The following is a 20,406-nucleotide window of genomic DNA, read 5'->3' on the forward strand; positions in this document are numbered from 1 at the left end:
CGTATAAATAAAAAAATCATGAGCATACTAGTAGTTTGAGAGAGATAATTGCAATGTTTGTATTATGGAAAGGATAGAGAAATGAAGAAAAAAATATGGTTTAATCATTGGTTCACAACAGCTGCTCACTTTATTGACATGATCAAATACAATGCTGACGGAAATGATTTTGAGGTGTATGGCACCTCCATTAATGAGCATGCATTATATTTAAGCTACTGTGATGCAGCATTTATCGAACCAGATATTAGCGGGGAAGATTATATTGAATTTTGTTTGCGCTTTTGCAAAATTCATCGCATAAATATATTTGTTCCACGAAAAGAGAATGTACTTATTTCAAAAAATCTCCACAAGTTTGAGGAGCTTGGCGTAAAGGTTCTTGTATGTCCTGATTCTTCACTGATGGAGGTTCTTGATGATAAGGAAGCTACATATAAGCTGATGAGTGAGCATCCGGTACTTAAAACCGCGGTGAACATACCTGATTATGAGATTGTTAACACTGCTGAGGAATTCAAGAAAGCATATTTTACATTAAAAGAAAAAGGTCATAAAGTCTGCTTTAAACCTGTTATTGGAGAGGGAGGGAACGGCTTCAGAGTTATTCAGGAAAAGCTTGATTCCATTGATGAGCTTTTCTATCAAGGGATTAGTGCTAATATATCCTTGGATTCAGCGTATCAAATATTGAAGCAGCAGGAATCCTTTCCGCCTTTGATGGTGCTAGAATATTTAGATGGATATGAGTACAGCATTGACTGTCTGTCGTATGAAGGTAAATTGATGGCTGCTATCCCAAGAAAAAAGGGAAAAGGCAGGCTCAGGGAGCTGGAGGACAATCCATTGCTCTTAAAGCTGGCAAAAGAAATAAATGAAGCCCTTAAAATCCCGTTTATCTATAATATCCAAGTGAAATATCAAAACGGTATACCGAAGCTGCTTGAAATCAATCCAAGAATGTCAGGCGGCCTTCATTACAGCTGCTTAGCAGGAATTAATATGCCATACAGGGCAATAAAGCTTTTAATAGAGGGAAGAAAGGCAATTAAATATTTTCAGCCTCACTTTGGTATTAAATCAAGCTATTTAGAAAAGGAAATAGTGTTAAAAGATAATGCTTTCTACACAAAAATTGTGCATATGTAAGGCAAGAAAAACCTCGGTTAAACTGGGGTTTTTTTCAAAATAACAAACGGTTCTTTATAAGAAACAAAAGTTATTGACATAACGAACATATCGACGTATTATTAATTTATTAACACTTTATAACAAACAACATTTGTTCTTTATAAAGAAATTGTCTGTAAAGGTAATATTTTTTTGCTTATAGGTTCTTTATAGAGAACAAAAAATACTTGGGAGGAATACCAGTGGATGCCATTATCCAAACACTAAAAATGCGATATTATGCAAGGCTTATCAACAAGTACTCACAAAAATCAAATAAAGCGGCATTAGGTTTAGATAGAAATCTCTATTTCCAAAAGTACTGTTACTATCAAGATAAACTGAGAATGCTTCAGGAAGAGATATCTGCTGGCAGAAGTATTTAATATATTCATTTAAATTTACTGCAATTATACTAATTATTTAAGAAAACGAAATCCACCAGCAATTGCTAGTGGATTTTTTCATGTTTAGACCCTGTGGAAAAAGAGCGTACTTATTCACTTACTTATACACATGCGAAAACTATAGGAGAGTGGTATTCCACAGATTTATTCACAATATCCACAGTTTTAATGTGGTTATCCTAGTGGATTTGTGGATAAGTTGGGATATGTAAGCATAAAAAATGAAAATGCTTTCATAAGTTAGAAAGTTATCCCCAGCTTTACCATGTAATGTATTTATTGACTTACTGTTTTCCTTGGTCGGATTGTCTGCTTGCAGCTCTATCCGCCATTTTAAATTCATGCTGATATGTGACCTCTTGCATGCTGGAAAGCTTTGGTTTCCCTTTGAATGCTTTTTTCTTATCCATTGCTGACATCCTTTCTAAATGAAGATAATGTTATTGTCTCCATTCTTGTTGGAAAGATACATCAGCAGAGGCTGGCGATGGCAGAATCTATCGTCTCATATGTAAAGGTATAGCCATGTTTAGTCAAGACAGAGGGAAAAACATGCTGCCCTTCTGCAACTAGCACACTCATTTCTCCTAATGCCAGCTTAAGAAAAGGAGCTGGAACTGGCAGCCAATGCGGACGGCCGAGCTGTCTGCCTATCGCTTTACCTAGAATACTCATCTTAACTGGAGCTGGTGCTGTGAAATTAACTGGACCTGAAATAGAATTATTATTTATAATAAACTCCATTGCGGCAACAACATCTTTAATATGTATCCAAGATGCCCACTGGTTTCCACTCCCTAAATTTCCGCCGGCAAATAACTTATAGGGAAGAAGCAGTTTCGGAAGAGCTCCCCCTTTTTCTGAAAGCACAAGACCGAAACGACAAAAAACCGTTCTGATGTCCTGCTCTGTTGCATGAGCAGCATGTGCTTCCCACTGTTTTACAGTATCTGCAAGAAAATCATTGCCTAGACTGGACTCTTCTGTAAATTTCATGCTTAAGGAAGTTCCATAAACACCGATTGCACTGGCGTTCATCCAAAGCTTTGGTCTGTTTGGAAGCTCTCTGATGATAGATAGAAGTCTGTCTGTTGACTTTACCCGGCTTTTGACGATTCTTTCTTTTCGTTCAGATGTCCAGCGGCCGCTGTTTAGTGATTCACCAGCAAGATTAATAACAATATCGATAGGTGCAGGAAGTGCAGCAGAAGAGCTTGTTAATGCATCATCCCAGTTAACAAAAAATAATTGTCCGCTGTTCTCCCGATTTTTGCTTCTAGTCAAACAATAGATAGCATGACCTTTTTGCGTTAAACTCTTTATTAGAGCATTACCGATCAAGCCGGTTCCGCCAGCAATCAGGAAATTCATTGTGTAATCCTCCCTAAATATTTTCTTTTTTATTATAATATTGACATGTATTTGAATCCTAGCCAGACGACTTATAGAGAAAGGGGGAAAAATGGGATGAAAATCAGTAAAATTACGAGGCAGAAAAATTTAAGCGACCGATATAATCTTTTTACGGAAAAAGCCGGCAAGGAAGAGTATGCATTCAGTGTTGATGAATCAATCCTAGTGAAGTATCAGCTCCGCAAAGGGATGGAACTTGATCCTCTTTTATTAAATCAAATACAGTACAGTGATGAAATCCGTAAAGGCTATCATACAGCTGTTAGATATTTGACAAGGATGAAGAGAACAGAAGCAGAGGTCCGAACACATTTGCGCACGAAAATCGAGGAAGACACAGTCATCGCAGAAGTCATTCGCAAGCTCTACGAAATGAAGTTTCTGGATGATGAGGATTATGCTTATTCCTATGTACGAACACAAAAAAACACTTCAGATAAGGGTCCTGAACTAATTAGAAGAGAATTAAGAGAAAAGGGACTGGGAGATGAATTAATTAGCAAAGCGTTAGTGGAGCTTCCTTTTGATGTTATGCTCGCAAACGCCGAAAAAATTGCTGCCAAGGCTTTAAGCAGCAATAAGAAGAATTCCTTTAAAATGGCCAAGCAAAAGGTAGAGCAGACTTTGACTAGAAAGGGTTATCCAGGTTCGGTTATTAAGGAAGTAAAGCTTTCCTTAGACGAGACAGGTGAAGAAGATGAGCTAGCTGCATTACGCGTTCACGGCGAAAAAGCTCAGCGTAAATTTTCCGCATATACAGGCTATGAATTTAAACAGAAGATGAAGCAGTTTTTATACAGAAAAGGCTTTTCCATTGAGTTAATTCAAAAATATCTGGACGAATTGGAGAGCTTTGAAGATTAACACGTAGTAACACGCTAGTTCATTTTTTTTGCTGAAAGCATTTTTGTCATATAAAATAAAGCAAGATAGAAGGAGAAGGGGGAACTGAAGCAATTGCAAACGAAAAGGTACAGCTTGATGTCTGAATATGAATTACGGTCTGAAATCGCCCAGTTAAATGATAAGGCCAAAAAAGCAGAACAACTGGGCATCGTCAATGAATTTGCCGTGCTCGAACGGAAAATCGTAATGGCAAAAGCATATTTGCTCGACCCGAATCAATTTAAACAAGGTGAAGTGTATGAAATTGAGGGAGATCCTGGCGTGCATTTCACGATTAATTATATGAATGGTATTTTTGCGTGGGGCACGCGAGATAATGGTGAAGGGCAAGAAGAAGGCATCCCCATCTCCTTATTGAAAAAATAAGAGGCATAAGAGCGGGCAACCGTTCTTATGCCAATTTCTTCTTATTGTTTATGTCTATGTGATGAGGCATTCATTCTTTCTTGCGGATGGGTATTAATTGTGCCATCTGCTCTCTTAGATGCATACTCTGGTTTTGCTCTTGGCTCACCTTCAAATTTGTTCTCATTTATATTATCTACCCCTTTAACCATTGGGCTGTTCCTCCTTTATAGTTCATAATATATACTTGCACATCAATAGTATTTGTATCAGTTAAACAAACTATAAGCGTTAATTATAAGGAAAGAAGGTAGTTTTCATGTATGATTATCAAAAAAAACTTGTGGACAGATTGCTTGAGATAAATGAAAGTATAACAGTTATTCAGGCACAGACATGGGTAGAGCTGCTGTGGGAGGATTTTGAAACAACATATGCTAAGGCGGGAAGAGATTATAAAGGAGCAGAAATGACGGAGAAGGTTGTAAGCCAATGGATAGAAAATTATGGTCCAAATCTCCATGAATTTGTAGCGGAAAATCCGAAGTATAAAGACTTTCTTGCTGAAAATAAGCGAAGCTTCCATTAAAAAAATCCAGCAGATGCTGGATTTTTTGTGCAAGCAGATTAGTTTGTTATTATGTCAAGTTTCTTCTGAAGCTTCTCTTCACTAAATATCCAGCCTGTGTACGAGGAAATGATGTTCAGATTTGTATCGAGATGGACGACAGCGACAAATGGATAATGCCCATTGCTGCGGTAGCGCAAATCAATAAATCGGACCTGATATTGATCCTCTAGCTCTGTAACTTCCCAGCGATATACTGGGGAGAAGGAAAGGAAAGCAGACAGGTTGCTGTCTGTTTTTGCTGCTTCCAGCACAGGTGTGGATGGAATGGCAATCCGCTTAAATTGGTCATAAATTTCAATTTTATAGTTATGTGCTCTGCCGACATAAAAATACTCATCTGTCATTACGGCGACACGCCAATGGCCATATCTCATCGTTGGAGACAGGATGATAGTGTTTGCATCAGGTATGACTTCTTTTACTTTGTGCTTCACCCTTCTTTGGGCCAGATAGCGGAGTATATAGTAAAAAAACAACACGATATATAACACGAGGAAAGTATATCCAGGTGGTGCTCCGAAAGCCCAAATAAACAGACCAACTACGTGCAAAGCAAAAATAATTGGATCAAATGTATTGATGAAACCGAGTGCTACCCATTTAGAAGAAAATGGTCTTAAAGCTTGTGTCCCATATGCATTGAAAATGTCGACGAATACATGGAGGAACACGGCAATAAATGTCCACATCCATAAATGGAGCAAGTTAGCTTCAGGAAAAAACGGATATAAAACAGCTACAATTATTAGCGGCCATAGTACCACAGCAGGAACTGAATGAGTTATACCTCTGTGATTACGAATATATACTGCGTTATTTCTTAGTTTTAATATAGTATCGACATCAGGAGCTTGAGAACCGGCTAATGTTGCAATCATCACGCTTATTGTTGTCGCATGGCTTCCTGCAACTGCTGGATCAAGAGTCGCCAAGCCTCCTAGCGCTAATCCCATTACTACATGTGTCCCAGTATCCAAAAATAAATTACCTCCCTGATTTTGCATAAGCAATTAATGGATAATGCTCTAATAATTTCTATAAAAAATAGCTTTATTTTTTTTATCAGTAAAGATACACTTTGATTTTAGACTAACTGAAAAAATTATCTCTGTTTACTTTGTGAAAGAGAAACATTATCTATACCTTATCATTGGGATTGTTTTCATAAAAGCCCAAAATGGGTTAGAAGAACACATTTTATGTTATTCCCCATTTCACAAAATATTAACATGGTGGAGGGTAAAAGTGAAAGAAGAAGCAAAAAGCCAATTGGACATACAGCAATTTAGAGATGACTTACTTAATTGGTTCATAGCAGAACAGCGTGACCTTCCTTGGCGCAAGGACAAGGATCCATATAAGGTTTGGGTTTCAGAAATCATGCTTCAGCAGACGAAGGTGGATACTGTTATTCCATATTTTAACCGGTTTATTGAACTGTTTCCGTCCATTAATGCATTGTCAGATGCAGAAGAGGAGAAAGTGCTCAAGGCTTGGGAAGGACTTGGATATTATTCTCGTGCTAGGAACTTACATAGTGCTGTGAAGGAAGTACGAGAAAAGTATGGTGGTGTTGTTCCTGATACTCCAGCAGAAATAGCAACATTGCGCGGAGTGGGCCCATATACTGCCGGTGCGATTCTCAGCATTGCCTACGGTGTACCAGAACCAGCCGTAGATGGAAATGTGATGCGGGTTTTATCGAGAATTCTGTCGATATGGGAAGATATCGCTAAGCCAAAAACACGAAAAACCTTTGAGGAAGCTGTGAGGATGTTAATATCTCATGAAAATCCGTCCTATTTTAACCAAGCATTGATGGAGCTAGGAGCACTTATTTGCACACCAACATCTCCTTCCTGTCTATTATGTCCTGTCCGTGAGCACTGCCAGGCTTTTATGGATGGCACACAAGGTGAATTACCAGTAAAGACAAAGAGTAAAAAACAGAAGACAGTTCAGCTAGCTGCAGTCATATTAGCAGATGAAAATGGCAGAACCTTAATTCACAAACGCCCAGATAAAGGATTGCTTGCCAACCTTTGGGAGTTTCCTAATATGGAAATAGTGCAGACACTTACAAGTGAAGCAGAGCAGTTAAAGGCAGAGATGTTGAGCAGATATGGAGCAACTATTGAAGTGGAGGAAAGCATCACAAGGATTGAACATGTTTTCTCACACCTTATCTGGCAGATTACGGTATATAAAGGGAAGCTTATCAAGCTTGAAGAAGAAACAAACACATTAAAAAGAGTGAATGCCAAGGAAATTGAACCATATCCTTTTCCGGTATCACATCAGAAAATGCTCAAATTTATCCCTGAAGCAGAATAAAAATGCCTGTCCCTTATTTTGGGAGAGGCATTTTTTATTTTAATCATAGCTGACTTCTGTGCCATGGGTCCAATCGGCTTCCTGCCTTTTCAGCCCGCCGCGATTTTCGATTTCCTCGATAATTTTTCTATGGATAGAGACACCTTCCACATTCAAGTATTGGGTCATTTGCTGCAAGGAATGATGAAAGTAGGCGAGTTCGCTGTCTTTCCATTCAGATTTATCAATCATTGCCAGTTCAGTCATATCTCTGCCGACATACATTTAAGCACCTTCTTTCCCTTATTATCTATAAGTATTGTGTTGTTGTTGATTGCGAACTATGCATGGAACAGGTAAAATGTGAAGCGAAATAATGACGGAAGGGATTGGTAAAAAGGATGGAAAATAAAGTAGCTTTAATTACAGGCAGTTCTAGAGGGATTGGAAAAGCAACAGCACTGAAGCTCGCAGCAGCTGGTTATGATATCGTTATAAATTATGCAAGAAGCAAAAAGGCTGCAGAGGAAACGGCAGAGGAAATCAGAGCACTCGGCAGAAAGGCTCTTATAGTAAGGGCGAATGTCGGCGATGTGGACAAGATTAAAGCGATGTTTACTGAAATAAAGGAGAAATTTGGCAGACTGGATGTATTTATTAACAATGCCGCATCTGGAGTACTGAGACCAATTATGGAGCTTGAGGAATCACATTGGGATTGGACGATGAATATAAACAGCAAGGCGCTGCTGTTTTGTGCGCAAGAGGCAGCAAGGCTAATGGAAGACGGCGGGAAAATTGTCAGCATCAGCTCATTAGGATCCATCCGATATTTAGAGAACTATACAACAGTAGGTGTGAGCAAAGCGGCAATGGAGGCATTGACAAGGTATTTAGCTGTTGAACTGTCACCAATGAATATTGTAGTTAATGCTGTTTCTGGTGGAGCGATTGATACAGAGGCATTAAAGTCATTCCCAAACAGGGAAGAGCTGTTAAATCATTCTGCAGAAAGAACGCCTGCAGGCAGAATTGTAGAAATAGATGATATGGTGAATGCTGTCATGTTTTTAGTTAGCGATGATGCAAGTATGATAAGAGGGCAGACAATTATTGTCGATGGAGGAATCTCTTTATTAGTATAAGGAAAAGGACCGGGGCTTCCGGTCCTTTCTAATGTTTATGAGCTAATTTGCCAATAAACTCAAACGATTGAATATGAGTCTTGGTCAGTTCAATTACTTCTTTGATGAATTCTTCTTGTGATTCCTTGAAGCCGTCCCGAATCCAATTTAATATTAGCCCGTAGAAGCCGTAAGCCGTATAGCGTTTAAAATAATCCATGTTAACAGGAATATGGTTAATTGTATCAAAGATGAATTGCTCTTTATAGATTTTCAAAATAGTCTGCGGGAAGTTAGTATGTAATCCTGGTAATGTATCTTCATACTTTATCAGCTCAAAAAAATTACGGTTTTTGTATATGTAAGCAACGATACTGAAAGACTGCGGATTAAGCTTTTCTGTATAAAATTTATGGCCATGCATGTATGGTTTGCCGACTGCTGCTTCTAAACCTTCCAGCTTTGAAACAAGCAAATCTTCTGCCAGTTCTATTTTATCAGGGTAGTGAATGTAAAAGGTGCTGCGGTTATAGGAGGCATGGTCCACAATGTTTTTAACTGTGACAGCGTGATAGCCTTTTTCTTTTATAAGTTCTATTAATGCTTGCTTCAGATGTTCTCTCGTCCGGTTTTGCCGATTTGTTGCCGGATGTTCCTGATCCATGAAAAAAACCTCCCTGAAAATAGACAGATTTATCGCAAGTGTCTAACTAATAGTCACTTAATGATATCTTAATGATTGTTAATTGTGAACAAAAGAGTAAAATTTAATTTGTAATTAAGCATATTCATCAAATAGTCTAGTACTTTTTATAGGAATATGTAAGCATATTTTTTAGGGGGATTTACAATGGGAAAATTACAAGATAAGGTTGCAGTAATCACAGGCGGCGCGTCTGGTATTGGCGCAGCAACAGCACGTTTATTTGTCTCAGAAGGTGCTAAAGTTGTGCTTGTAGACCTAAATGAAGAAAAAGGAAAGGCCTTCGAGTCAGAATTGAAAGCGCTTAACGCTGGAGCTCTGTTCGTTAAAGCTAATATTACAAGTGAAGATGAGGTTGCTAATATCTTCAAGCAAACGATAGATGCATTTGGCAAAGTTGATATTGTTTTCAACAATGCAGGTATTGGCCGTGTTCAGCCTTCACATGAATTGGACTATTCCGAATGGCGCCAAACAGTAAATGTAGATTTAGATGGTGTTTTCTTAGTGGCACGTGAAGCTATCCGCGAAATGTTGAAAGCTGGAGGAGGCACGATCGTCAATACAGCTTCCATGTACGGATGGGTTGGTTCACCAGGTTCTGCTGCCTATAATGCGGCAAAAGGTGGCGTTGTTAACTTAACTCGCTCTCTTGCATTAGAATATGCTGAACAAAATATACGTGTAAATGCGCTTTGCCCTGGATTTATTGATACACCAATCATTCCAGAAGAAAGCAAATTAGCACTCGCTGCAGCAACACCTGTAAAACGTCTCGGCAAAGCAGAAGAAATGGCAAAAGCTGTCTTGTTCCTAGCTTCTGATGATTCTTCTTATATGACAGGGAACAGCTTGATAGTAGACGGCGGTTATACTGCACAATAATTCAATTACGGCTTAAACATGAAAAGGGGGAAGAGGACGATGGAAAATCGTTTTGATGGCAAAGTTGTGTTAATTACAGGCGCTGGCTCTGGCTTAGGACAGGCTTCCGCTCTGCAAGCTGCGAAAGAAGGAGCTAAGCTGTCCCTTGTGGATTTAAATACTGCTTCTTTAGAAGAAACAAAAAAACAAGTGCTTGCAACAACACCAGAAGCAGAAGTTTTGCTTATTACAGCAAATGTAGCCGATGAGAAGGCAGTTGAAAGCTATGTAAACGAAACGGTTGCTAAATTCGGCAAAATTGACAGCTTTTTCAATAATGCTGGTATTGAAGGTAAACAGGATCTTACGGAAGATTTCGGTCTAGACGAGTTCCAAAAAGTCGTTAGCATAAACTTAAATGGTGTATTTTATGGCTTGAAATACGTATTGAAAGTTATGAGAGAACAAGGCTTTGGGTCTGTTGTTAATACTGCATCTGTAGGTGGAATCCGCGGTGTTGGAAACCAATCCGGCTATGCAGCAAGCAAACACGGCGTTGTCGGCTTAACTCGCAACTCAGGAATTGAGTACGGCCAATATGGAGTCAGCATTAAAGCGATCGCGCCAGGTGCAATTATGACACCAATGGTAGAAGGATCATTAAAGCAAATCGACCCAGACAACTGGGAAGAGGTCGGCAAACAATTTGTTGAACCAAACCCAATGAAGCGTTTCGGAAAACCAGAGGAAGTTGGCTACTTAGTTGCATTCCTGCTGTCTGATCAAGCTAACTTCATCAATGCGACTGTTATTCCAATTGACGGCGGACAGTCCTACAAATATTAATATTAAGATATAAGCTTCCATTTTCGCTTGCGATTGTTTTCCAGCTAAGTTTCAATAGCCCCCCAGGTTAACAGCTTTACTATGGAATAATTGCAAAAGATTTAACAGCTTAATTAGGGTCTTAGTAGAATTTAAAGCACGAGTTAATCTCGTGCTTTTTTATATGGATTTTATTGAAATTAAAAAAATAATGGATAGAACTTCTGCATCCGGGACAAATTATATTCGTGGAGGTGATAGTAATGGCTAAAAAAGCAGGTAGCACACAAACTGGTACTAACATCCAAGAAGTAAAACAACAAAACGCTTCAGTAACTTCTGGTCAACAATTCGGTACAGAATTCGCTAGCGAAACTGACGTACAAGAAGTAAAAAGACAAAACGCTCAAGCAGAGCAAAACAAATCTAAAAACTCATAATTATAGCTAAAAGATGAAGGCACTTTTCTTAGAGGAAAGTGTCTTCTCTTATTTCTCCTAAAAAAATCCTCGTATACTCCTAATGGAAAGTTCGACAAAACCTCTTGTTAGTCTACAGAAGTAGTCAAAGGAAATAGGGACTTGAAGTGGAAATAATCAACAGAGCAAAAAAAACACCAAAATTTAAAAGTCAGCAGTGAAGAGGGAATAGTAGAATATCTTTTTTAAAATGAGAGGTAATTAAATCCTTGCTAAAAATATGAATTAGGATGTGTATGTTCATGAACGTGTTCAATGGATTAGTAGGAGAACAGATGAAGATTATGGAAAAGCTGCTGTACTTGCAAAGTGAGCTGGAGCGGTGTGAGGAAATAGAGGCACAATTGCAGCAATTGCAAAAGGAAACAGAGCTGAAGGAAGTGCAGGTTGAGATCCTGAATATGGAGATGGAGCTGAAAGAGATTCAGCGAATATTTGAAATGCAGACAGAAAAAGTTATCAAGGTTTACCAGCAAAACGAAATGAATTTAAGCTCCATTTGATAGGTAACATTAAATATTTCTTATCCCTTCTGCAATTTCAATGGTTCTTTTGTTTTAAATTTTTCTATTAACCGTTATAATAATAGAAAAAAGAGGAATTGTTCTTTGTTGCCTTGATTGGGAATTAGAATATTTAAATGTAAGTAGGTTGCAAAGCGTCCGCAAAATGAAAGTAGGGGAGAATAATGGGCGTACCTATCGAGGGTGAACCAATACAAATTCATAGCTACAAACATAATGGGCACATCCATCGAATCTGGGACGAAACAACGATACTTAAAGGGACGCAAAATTTAATAATAGGCGGTAACGATCGGACAATTGTTACAGAATCAGACGGCAGAACATGGGTCACCCGTGAACCGGCAATATGCTATTTTCATTCCCAATACTGGTTTAATGTAATTGGAATGATAAGGGAAGACGGAATCCATTATTATTGTAACCTTAGTTCGCCATTTATTTATGATGGAGAAGCAGTGAAGTATATTGATTATGATTTGGATATTAAAATTTTTCCAGATATGACTTTCAACCTCCTTGATGAGGACGAGTATGAGCGTCACCGTGCGGAAATGAAGTATCCAGATGCGATTGACCGTATCTTGAAATCGCATGTTAATCAATTGATTCAGTGGATACGCCAAAGAAAAGGTCCCTTTGCACCAGATTTTATTGATTTATGGTATGAAAGGTATTTAACGTACAGAAGTTAATAAGTAAGGAGGAATAGCTTGTTGAGAGTTCAGCAAGCTTTTTCTTTTGTTTTGATTTGTGCTAGTGGTAAAATAACATCTTGTTTGGAAGCTTTGTTCTAATTACTTATTTACATAACAACTTTGGAAAGGAAAGAGGAGAGAATGTGGACAGTATTAAAAGATATTTGCATTTCGTAAAACCTTACCGAATGCAAATTATAGGAACTATCATCATTGGTATCATCAAATTCGCTATTCCTTTGCTCATTCCGCTTTTGCTTAAATTTGTCGTTGATGACATTATTAACGCAACAGACTTGGATAAACAAGAGAGAATAACAAGCCTTTTGAAGATGATGGGTATAATGTTAATCATCTTTGTCATCATTAGGCCGCCTGTTGAATATTACCGCCAATATTTTGCCCAGTGGACGTCGAATAAAATACTTTATGACATTCGTGATCAGCTGTTTTCTCATTTACAGAAACTGAGCTTGAAGTATTATTCAAATACAAGGGCAGGGGAGGTTATCTCCCGCGTAATTAATGATGTGGAGCAAACGAAGAACTTTATCCTGACTGGCCTGATGAACTTATGGCTTGATGGTGTTACCATCTTAATTACGATCGGAATAATGCTGACGATGAATGTGAAGCTGACGATTATCTCGATTATTCTTTTGCCGTTTTATGCGTTATCTATCAGACATTTCTTCGGAAACTTACGTACGCTGACAAGAGAGAGATCGCAGGCTTTAGCAGGAGTGCAAAGCTTCTTGCATGAAAGAGTGCAGGGAATCTCGGTCATCAAAAGTTTTGCAACAGAAGATCATGAACAAAAACACTTTAAAAAATATAATAGTGCATTCTTGGAAAAGGCAACAGATCACACACGCTGGAATGCAAAAGCATTTGCTGTGGTTAATACGATTACGGATATTTCACCATTAATCGTAATTGCCTATTCAGGCTATCAAGTAATCAGCGGTCAGCTGTCTTTAGGGGCTATGGTAGCTTTCTTTGCATACATTGAAAGGCTGTATAATCCGCTGAGACGAATGGTGAACTCTTCCACTACACTGACACAGTCAATCGCATCAATGGATCGTGTTTTTGAGCTGATAGATGAAAAGTACGATATTCAAGATAAGGAGACAGCTGTCCCATGTGTGGATGTTAAAGGGGATATTAGTTTTCAGAATGTCGATTTTGCCTACGATCAAAAGGATGACCGTGTCTTAAAAAATATCACTTTAAATATAAAGCAAGGAGAAACAATTGCTTTTGTAGGGATGAGCGGCGGCGGTAAATCATCACTGATCAGTCTGATTCCGCGCTTTTATGATGTTACTGGCGGCAGTATTCTTCTTGACGGAAAAGATATCCGCGATTTTCAAGTAAGAACCTTAAGGGATAAAATCGGAATGGTTCTCCAAGAAAATATTCTATTCAGTGAATCAATCAGAGAGAATATTATGATAGGAAAACCAGATGCAACAGAGGAAGAAGTAATCGAAGCAGCAAAGGCTGCTAACGCACATGACTTCATCATGCAGCTCCCAGATAAATATGAAACAAAGGTTGGCGAAAGAGGAGTAAAGCTAAGCGGCGGACAAAAGCAGCGTGTTGCCATTGCCCGTGTATTCTTAAAGAATCCGCCAATTCTCATTTTGGATGAAGCTACGTCTGCTCTTGATTTGGAAAGTGAGCAATCTATTCAAGAAGCGATTGAGAAACTGGCAAAGGAAAGGACGACATTAATTGTTGCCCATAGACTTTCGACCATCACTCATGCAGACCGCATTGTCTTAATTAACAATGGGGAAATTGTTGAGGATGGCAGCCATGAACAGCTGATGAAGCTTCAAGGTCATTACTTTAATCTGTTTCAAATACAGCAGCTTGGAGTATAAATAAAAGAAAGGATGTCCTTGAATCAAGGACATCCTTTCTTTTTATTCTTCTATCTTAACTTCCGGTTCATGCTTATGATGTACTTGAATCGTGGTGATTAGTGTATCTAAATGCTCCACATTTTCATCATATTCAATGATTGCAGAAATGATTTGCATTGCATGGTACTGCACCATTTCCTCTTCGTGTTCACATATACGCTCATCAACTGTTTCGCGGTAGTGGTTGATAAGCTGGTAGAATAGTTCCTTCCTGTCAAGGGTGATATTCCCTTCCTCAAAGGTGACATTCGGTTTCACTTTACCAATGAACTTCAGCATCACATGCTCATGATGATGGATCAGACAATCAAGCTGCTGCTGGATGATATTTTGAAAATTCTCCGGCAATGATTTAAGCTCATTTTCAAAACGGTGCAATTTCTTTAAAGTATGGAATGATCTTTTAAGCGTGTTAATCATTTGCCTGTATATAACAAGCTTTCTCGCTTTAAGAGGCGTATTCCTCTTAAAATAGTTTCTTTCTTCTTTATACATTAAGTACAACTGGTCTATTTTAATAATCCGGTCAGAAATCTTGTCGATATCATTCTTTAGTAGACTATGTTCAGATGCATGCCTAATATTCAGGCGTATCCACTTTGTAACTTCTTCACTAATATCAGAAATGCTGTTATACAGCTTGTTTTCATATTTTGGAGGCAAAAATACGAGATTTACGATAAACGCTGATAGAATCCCCAGCATTATAGTTGAAAATCGTATAATCGCAAATGTAATAAAGTCATCTGTCGTCGTTTCCATAATTGCAATCAACGTTACTGTTGACAAAATGATTGTTTTTTCTAGTTTAAGCTTTAAATTAATCGTAATTACAATTACCGCGGCAAGACCAATGATAAAGATATTGTTGCCGAAGCTGAGTACGAAAACAACAGCGATAATTGCGCCTATAATATTACCTTGTATTTGCTCTATAATAGATAAGTAAGATCGATAAATAGTAGGCTGTATCGCAAAGATTGCGGAAATTCCTGCGAATACAGGTGTTGGCACTTGCAGTGTTTGGGCAAGCAGCAACGCTAAAACGATGGCGATTCCTGTCTTAAGAATGCGCGCTCCTAAAGTCATATAGAAATAATCCTCTCTCATACATTTTAAGTAGCCTAGTATATCTATACTTTAAACAAATTATAGAAAAACTAAACAATAATGTACTATACAGTGATTGACTGTTAACATCAATAGTCATTTAATGATTATATGATTTTTTCATGAAAAATTAATGAAATGTAATGCTGCGGAATATGCTTTGTTGGATTTTAGCAGGTTGCAAAAGTTTTTACAGGAGAATTTAAACGTTGTATCATGCAGATTTATGTGATTTATAAAACAGAGAGCAATATAACTGCTCTCTGTTTTAGATGGTTTTTATAGTTCTTTCGCCAATGCTTCAAAAGCATTGTTGACAGCATGGATTGTTGCCTCAATATCCTCTTGGGTATGAGCAATGGTAATAAACCATGCTTCATATTTTGAAGGTGCAAGCATAACACCTTGTTCTACCATTAACTTAAAGAATTTACCGAATAATTCACCATCAGTGTTTTCGGCCTGCTCATAATTCATAACCTTTTCGTTCGTGAAGTAAATAGTAAGTGCGCCTTTTAGACGGTTAATAGTAATCGGCACCTTATGCAATGCAGCCACATCAGCAATCCCTTTTTCAAGCAAAGCACCCAATCTATCCAAGTGCTCATATACGCCTTTTTGTTTCAGCACTTCAAGGCAGGCAATTCCTGAAAGCACAGAAGCAGGATTTCCGGCGTGTGTACCAGCTTGGTATGCGGGTCCAATCGGTGCCACTTTGTCCATAATTTCCTTTTTGCCTCCATAAGCTCCGATTGGAAGACCTCCGCCGATGATTTTCCCTAATGCTGTTAAATCTGGCTTTACTCCTAGTAAATCCTGGGCACCACCGTATGTAAAGCGGAAGGCAGTGATTACTTCATCATAAATGACAAGAGCTCCAGCATTATGGGTATATTCGTTAATTAATTCAAGGAAACCTTCAACAGGCTCGACAATACCGAAGTTACCGACTATTGGCTCGACAAGGACGGCAGCAATTTCTGGTCCCCATTTCTCAATTGCATCCTTGAAGGCATCGATATCATTGAAAGGAACAGTGATAACATCAGCGGCAATCACAGCAGGTACGCCAGCTGAATCTGGTGTGCCCAGTGTAGATGGACCTGAACCTGCTGCAACAAGGACAGGATCGGAGTGGCCGTGATAACAGCCTGCGAATTTAATAACCTTGTTTCTGCCAGTATAGGCACGTGCCACCCTGATCGTTGTCATGACCGCCTCTGTTCCAGAGTTCATGAATCTGACTTTCTCCATAGAGGGAATAGCTTCTTGAAGCATTTTAGCGAATGTCACCTCATGCGGTGTCGGTGTCCCGTACAAAACGCCACTTTCTGCTGCTCGAGTGATAGCTTTTGTTATATGGGGATGAGCATGTCCTGTAATGATTGGGCCGTATGCTGCCAAATAATCAATGTACTGGTTTCCATCCACATCGAAGAAATAGGCTCCTTGTCCTCTTTCCATAGCGACAGGAGCTCCGCCGCCAACTGCTTTATACGAACGAGAGGGGCTGTTGACTCCCCCGACGATTACTTTAAGTGCTTCCTCATGTAATCTCTCAGAATTATTATGTTGCATGATATTCCTCCTAAATCTTCTATCATTATTAAATGATGTTCATCATAATTTTAGCACTTTTTTTCAGAAGATAAACGATAAAGCTATTGTAAGTACTACTTTGCCTGATGCTCTGGTCTTTATGTAGAAAGACAAGCATACATTTTTAAAAAGAAAAGCAGATAAGGGGGAGGAACGTGTTTTTTTATTTTCTGTTAGCTATGATTATTTTTTTTATCATGATGAGCTTGCGAACATTGTTCGTTCCTTATCGTCTGAAAGAAAAATGGGTTTCTTTTGAGAACTTTATATACTTATTCTTTGTTTATATCACCATTATGATAGGATTTGGTTTAATCTACACACTCCTTCAGCTCAACGGGGTAGAGGTCTACAATGAAAGTGAACAAATGTATGACTCTTCCCTGCATTTTATAGATATGCTTCAAACAGGGATATATTTCAGTGGCATCACTCTTTTTTCAGTCGGCTTCGGCGACTTGGCGCCAATCGGGTTTGGAAGATTGATTGTAGTAATAGAAGCACTTATCGGCTATACAATTCCTGCGGCATTTGTGGCAAGAGCAGTTCTTGATATGGACAGCTAAAAGGGATGTAAGTTGAAAAAAAATGCTCCTTTCGCTAGGCTATTATTAATAATAGTATTGGAGGAAGAATGATGAGTGTGATTATAGGAGAGAAAGCACCTGATTTTACATTAGAAGCAAATAATGGAGAGACAGTTAAATTGTCAGATTTTATTGGGAAAAATGTTGTTTTATACTTTTATCCGAAAGATATGACACCTGGATGTACAACAGAAGCGTGTGATTTCAGAGACAGCCATGCTATCTTCGAAAAGCTTGAGGCAGTTGTCCTTGGAGTAAGTCCTGATCCTGTCAATAAACACAGAAAGTTTATTGAAAAACACGGCTTGCCGTTCCTGCTTCTTGCAGATGAAGATCATCAAGTAGCAGAAAGCTACGAAGTCTGGAAGCTGAAGAAAAACTTCGGGAAGGAATATATGGGTATTGAACGTTCCACCTTTCTTATCGACAGAGAGGGTAGACTTGTCCGTGAATGGCGAAAGGTCAAAGTGGCCGGTCATGTAGAGGAGATTGCTGAAGAACTGAAAAAACGATAAGCTTTTCTAGCCTAATTTATTACGGCTGAGGCTTTTGTCCATTCCAATATACAAGTTGTGAATACATTATATTAGGGCATACCTCCTCAGATATATGTTGCAGACCACGATGGTTGGTCTGCCTTTTTTTATTTAGGAAGATAAGAGCATTATATATGGCCAATCGAATATAATAAGAAGTATAGAAAAAGAATCATTCTAGTTTTAGACAAATGATAACACAATATCAGTCTGATTTACGTCTATTCCGCCATTCTTATTGACAAAAGCATGATTTTGTTAGTACACTAATTATAAACATTATAAAATAAGAATACTTTTTAGAAATGGGGTGCATGTCTGTGGAACATAATGAGTTACAGGAAGCTCTTGATAAACTAAAAGAAACAGGAGTGCGCATTACCCCGCAGCGTCATGCGATACTTGAATATTTAATAAGCTCAATGTCACATCCGACTGCCGATGAAATTTACAAAGCACTGGAAGGCAAATTTCCAAATATGAGTGTGGCCACTGTTTATAATAATTTAAGAGTGTTTAAAGAAGTGAGTCTTGTAAAGGAATTGACATATGGTGATTCTTCAAGCCGCTTTGATTTTATCACTTCCCATCATTACCATATCATATGTAAGGATTGCGGGAAGATAGTGGATTTCCATTATCCTGGACTGGATGAGGTAGAACAATTCGCCAGTCATGTCTCAGGTTTTAAAATCAGTCATCACCGCTTAGAAATTTATGGAACATGTCCTGAATGTGCAAAAAACGAAGCGCACTAAGCAAGTATAAAGAGGATGTCTCTTTTTGAAATTTCCCACCAAATGCCGGCGGGGGATTTAAAAAATGATGACTCCTCTTTTTGTCTTTTATGTGCTCATTAGAAAAACGTATCATAAAGTTTGCCGGGGATTATTGTCCGATTTAGTGAAAGGCAGGAATTTTAGAACAATATATCGAAAGTATAATTAACGAATTTTTTATGATGGGGGAGCAATGATGGAAGACATTCTTCGTCCGATTTATCAAGAAAGAGCGAGCCAAGCGAACACACTTGGCGTTCTGATGATAGAAAAAAGACAAAAAGAAATGACGGTAACAGATACATTTGACTCGGTGATGCTAATCATCGTAAAAGAGGCGGAAAAGCCAATTTTCATTAAGCATTATACGTATACAGATAAAAAGGCAGCACTTCATGTCATCACAGAGACTCAGTTGAAAAAATGGATCCTGCTTGGGACAAATAAAAAAATCTTTGAATGGCTGTACAATGGGAGAGTTATATTTGACCGCAATGAGTTTGTCTCGCAGCTCAAAAGTGAGTTAAAGGATTTTCCTGTCTCTGAAAGAAAGCGGAAGATGGGTGTGGAGTTTGCCAAGCTTATCAGAAGATATATGGATGGAAAGGCATTTTTTGAGAACAAACATTATCTTGATGCATATAATGATGTCGTTCACTCCTTGCATCATTTAGCAAGGCTTGCGGTCATCGAAAACGGGTTTCACCCCGAGGTGACTGTTTGGAGTCAGGTTAAACAGATTGAACCAGAGATTTATAAATTATATGTTGAATTGATTAACAGTGAAGAGCCTTTGGAAAAAAGACTTGAATTGTTGTTTTTGGCAAGCGAGTTCCTCATCCATTCAAAGACAAAAATGAGCATTCAGCATATTTCAGATATACTGGAGGAGAAAGAGTATTGGTCATTTAATGATCTTATGGAGAATGAAGAGCTTTTTCTTGTATATTCTGTTGATTTAGGAATGCTTGTTGAATATTTAATTGAAAAACATTTTATTGAAGTGGTGGATGTGGAAACGAAAAGTCCTAAGGTTTATCACCGCTATTATAAGGTTTCGAAAAAAGATTAAAGTTTTTTTAGAAAAAGTATTGACGCTAACTAAATAACTTGTTATATTTATATCCGTCGCTAAAACAACACAAAATGTTGCTGAAACGGCGGAAAAGTTTTTTTAAAAAACAGTTGACACGAAAAAGGTCAAATGTTATATTAAGAAAGTCGCTTCTGGAAGAATGAGGAAGCAGACGAGATTGCTCTTTGAAAACTGAACAAACAAAACGTCAACAATAATCGTTTTTATAACTTGCGTTATAAAGATGAAAACAAAGTAACAAAAAGCTAGAGTTTAGCAAATGAGCTAATCTTACTCTTTATCGGAGAGTTTGATCCTGGCTCAGGACGAACGCTGGCGGCGTGCCTAATACATGCAAGTCGAGCGGACTTAAAAAGCTTGCTT

25 protein-coding genes and 1 rRNA gene are annotated in these 20,406 nt (G+C 38.3%); 18 read left to right on the plus strand and 8 right to left on the minus strand.

Annotated features, from left to right (window positions below; genetic code table 11):
* Positions 1-81 precede the first annotated feature (81 nt).
* Together M3600_RS13745 and M3600_RS13750 are read left to right on the plus strand one after the other, a co-directional pair.
* The gene (locus tag M3600_RS13745; protein WP_233316376.1) at positions 82-1,149 is read left to right on the plus strand and encodes an ATP-grasp domain-containing protein; all 1,068 of its coding nucleotides are present in this window, start codon (positions 82-84) and stop codon (positions 1,147-1,149) included.
* Between the two features lie 224 nt (positions 1,150-1,373).
* Positions 1,374-1,556 (plus strand): hypothetical protein, encoded by a 183-nt coding sequence (locus M3600_RS13750; RefSeq protein WP_233316377.1) that lies wholly within the window; start codon positions 1,374-1,376, stop codon positions 1,554-1,556.
* A gap of 305 nt (positions 1,557-1,861) precedes the next feature.
* Here the strand turns inward: M3600_RS13750 and M3600_RS13755 are convergent, their stop codons facing one another.
* Together M3600_RS13755 and M3600_RS13760 are read right to left on the minus strand one after the other, a co-directional pair.
* Positions 1,862-1,987, minus strand: coding sequence for a YfhE family protein (locus M3600_RS13755; protein ID WP_233316378.1), 126 nt, complete (start codon positions 1,985-1,987; stop codon positions 1,862-1,864).
* Positions 1,988-2,048: 61 nt separating this feature from the next.
* A complete protein-coding gene (locus M3600_RS13760) occupies positions 2,049-2,948 on the minus strand; it encodes a TIGR01777 family oxidoreductase (protein ID WP_237940723.1) in 900 nt (299 codons plus the stop codon).
* Between the two features lie 96 nt (positions 2,949-3,044).
* Between M3600_RS13760 and recX the strand changes: the two genes are divergently transcribed.
* Both recX and M3600_RS13770 read left to right on the plus strand, forming a co-directional pair.
* Positions 3,045-3,854: a recombination regulator RecX gene (recX, locus tag M3600_RS13765; RefSeq protein ID WP_233316380.1), complete on the plus strand. Its 810-nt coding sequence runs from the start codon at positions 3,045-3,047 to the stop codon at positions 3,852-3,854.
* A 93-nt stretch (positions 3,855-3,947) separates the two neighbouring features.
* Positions 3,948-4,262 (plus strand): YfhH family protein, encoded by a 315-nt coding sequence (locus M3600_RS13770; RefSeq protein WP_233316381.1) that lies wholly within the window; start codon positions 3,948-3,950, stop codon positions 4,260-4,262.
* 41 nt (positions 4,263-4,303) lie between these two features.
* Here the strand turns inward: M3600_RS13770 and M3600_RS13775 are convergent, their stop codons facing one another.
* Positions 4,304-4,453 (minus strand): small, acid-soluble spore protein K, encoded by a 150-nt coding sequence (locus M3600_RS13775; protein ID WP_233316382.1) that lies wholly within the window; start codon positions 4,451-4,453, stop codon positions 4,304-4,306.
* A gap of 107 nt (positions 4,454-4,560) precedes the next feature.
* Here M3600_RS13775 and M3600_RS13780 point away from each other — a divergent pair, with 107 nt between their 5' ends.
* Positions 4,561-4,830 carry a YfhJ family protein gene (locus tag M3600_RS13780; protein ID WP_233316383.1) on the plus strand — a complete coding sequence of 90 codons (270 nt, stop codon included), beginning with the start codon at positions 4,561-4,563 and terminating at the stop codon, positions 4,828-4,830.
* A 38-nt stretch (positions 4,831-4,868) separates the two neighbouring features.
* On the opposite strand, the gene M3600_RS13785 is transcribed toward M3600_RS13780, so the two are convergent.
* Positions 4,869-5,849, minus strand: coding sequence for a metal-dependent hydrolase (locus M3600_RS13785; protein ID WP_233316384.1), 981 nt, complete (start codon positions 5,847-5,849; stop codon positions 4,869-4,871).
* 268 nt (positions 5,850-6,117) lie between these two features.
* Here M3600_RS13785 and mutY point away from each other — a divergent pair, with 268 nt between their 5' ends.
* The gene (gene mutY / locus M3600_RS13790; protein WP_237940724.1) at positions 6,118-7,206 is read left to right on the plus strand and encodes an A/G-specific adenine glycosylase; all 1,089 of its coding nucleotides are present in this window, start codon (positions 6,118-6,120) and stop codon (positions 7,204-7,206) included.
* A gap of 39 nt (positions 7,207-7,245) precedes the next feature.
* Here mutY and M3600_RS13795 read toward each other — a convergent pair whose 3' ends face one another.
* On the minus strand, positions 7,246-7,470 hold the full coding sequence (locus M3600_RS13795; RefSeq protein WP_233316386.1) for a hypothetical protein: 225 nt from the start codon (positions 7,468-7,470) through the stop codon (positions 7,246-7,248).
* 116 nt (positions 7,471-7,586) lie between these two features.
* Here M3600_RS13795 and fabL point away from each other — a divergent pair, with 116 nt between their 5' ends.
* On the plus strand, positions 7,587-8,330 hold the full coding sequence (gene fabL, locus M3600_RS13800) for an enoyl-[acyl-carrier-protein] reductase FabL (RefSeq protein ID WP_251646415.1): 744 nt from the start codon (positions 7,587-7,589) through the stop codon (positions 8,328-8,330).
* A gap of 28 nt (positions 8,331-8,358) precedes the next feature.
* On the opposite strand, the gene M3600_RS13805 is transcribed toward fabL, so the two are convergent.
* Positions 8,359-8,973, minus strand: a complete 615-nt coding sequence (locus M3600_RS13805) for a TetR/AcrR family transcriptional regulator (RefSeq protein ID WP_233316388.1) — start codon at positions 8,971-8,973, stop codon at positions 8,359-8,361.
* A 186-nt stretch (positions 8,974-9,159) separates the two neighbouring features.
* On the opposite strand from M3600_RS13805, the gene M3600_RS13810 reads away from it, so the two are divergent.
* The 6 genes from M3600_RS13810 (at position 9,160) to M3600_RS13835 (ending at position 14,294) form a co-directional block, all read left to right on the plus strand.
* Positions 9,160-9,897, plus strand: coding sequence for an SDR family NAD(P)-dependent oxidoreductase (locus M3600_RS13810; protein WP_233316389.1), 738 nt, complete (start codon positions 9,160-9,162; stop codon positions 9,895-9,897).
* Positions 9,898-9,936: 39 nt separating this feature from the next.
* Positions 9,937-10,722, plus strand: a complete 786-nt coding sequence (locus M3600_RS13815; RefSeq protein WP_251646417.1) for an SDR family oxidoreductase — start codon at positions 9,937-9,939, stop codon at positions 10,720-10,722.
* Positions 10,723-10,964: 242 nt separating this feature from the next.
* Positions 10,965-11,141, plus strand: coding sequence for a gamma-type small acid-soluble spore protein (locus M3600_RS13820; protein WP_233316391.1), 177 nt, complete (start codon positions 10,965-10,967; stop codon positions 11,139-11,141).
* A gap of 281 nt (positions 11,142-11,422) precedes the next feature.
* On the plus strand, positions 11,423-11,683 hold the full coding sequence (locus M3600_RS13825) for a YgaB family protein (RefSeq protein ID WP_233316392.1): 261 nt from the start codon (positions 11,423-11,425) through the stop codon (positions 11,681-11,683).
* Positions 11,684-11,868: 185 nt separating this feature from the next.
* The gene (gene ntdP / locus M3600_RS13830; protein ID WP_233316393.1) at positions 11,869-12,399 is read left to right on the plus strand and encodes a nucleoside tri-diphosphate phosphatase; all 531 of its coding nucleotides are present in this window, start codon (positions 11,869-11,871) and stop codon (positions 12,397-12,399) included.
* A 146-nt stretch (positions 12,400-12,545) separates the two neighbouring features.
* On the plus strand, positions 12,546-14,294 hold the full coding sequence (locus M3600_RS13835) for an ABC transporter ATP-binding protein (RefSeq protein WP_282581419.1): 1,749 nt from the start codon (positions 12,546-12,548) through the stop codon (positions 14,292-14,294).
* 42 nt (positions 14,295-14,336) lie between these two features.
* Here M3600_RS13835 and M3600_RS13840 read toward each other — a convergent pair whose 3' ends face one another.
* Positions 14,337-15,425 carry an FUSC family protein gene (locus M3600_RS13840; RefSeq protein ID WP_251646419.1) on the minus strand — a complete coding sequence of 363 codons (1,089 nt, stop codon included), beginning with the start codon at positions 15,423-15,425 and terminating at the stop codon, positions 14,337-14,339.
* Positions 15,426-15,725: 300 nt separating this feature from the next.
* Entirely contained in the window at positions 15,726-17,024 is a 1,299-nt protein-coding gene (locus M3600_RS13845; RefSeq protein ID WP_251646421.1) for a glutamate-1-semialdehyde 2,1-aminomutase, read from the minus strand.
* Positions 17,025-17,200: 176 nt separating this feature from the next.
* Here M3600_RS13845 and M3600_RS13850 point away from each other — a divergent pair, with 176 nt between their 5' ends.
* The 5 genes from M3600_RS13850 to M3600_RS13870 form a co-directional block, all read left to right on the plus strand.
* The gene (locus M3600_RS13850) at positions 17,201-17,611 is read left to right on the plus strand and encodes an ion channel (RefSeq protein ID WP_233316396.1); all 411 of its coding nucleotides are present in this window, start codon (positions 17,201-17,203) and stop codon (positions 17,609-17,611) included.
* 71 nt (positions 17,612-17,682) lie between these two features.
* Positions 17,683-18,147 carry a thioredoxin-dependent thiol peroxidase gene (gene bcp, locus M3600_RS13855; RefSeq protein WP_233316422.1) on the plus strand — a complete coding sequence of 155 codons (465 nt, stop codon included), beginning with the start codon at positions 17,683-17,685 and terminating at the stop codon, positions 18,145-18,147.
* A gap of 335 nt (positions 18,148-18,482) precedes the next feature.
* On the plus strand, positions 18,483-18,926 hold the full coding sequence (perR, locus tag M3600_RS13860; protein WP_245399835.1) for a peroxide-responsive transcriptional repressor PerR: 444 nt from the start codon (positions 18,483-18,485) through the stop codon (positions 18,924-18,926).
* A 217-nt stretch (positions 18,927-19,143) separates the two neighbouring features.
* Positions 19,144-20,019 (plus strand): nucleotidyltransferase-like protein, encoded by an 876-nt coding sequence (locus tag M3600_RS13865; RefSeq protein ID WP_233316423.1) that lies wholly within the window; start codon positions 19,144-19,146, stop codon positions 20,017-20,019.
* Between the two features lie 301 nt (positions 20,020-20,320).
* Positions 20,321-20,406, plus strand: a 16S ribosomal RNA gene (locus tag M3600_RS13870); the annotation flags it as partial.

This window comes from Niallia sp. MER 6, from assembly GCF_023714395.1.
Taxonomy (GTDB): domain Bacteria; phylum Bacillota; class Bacilli; order Bacillales; family Cytobacillaceae; genus Niallia.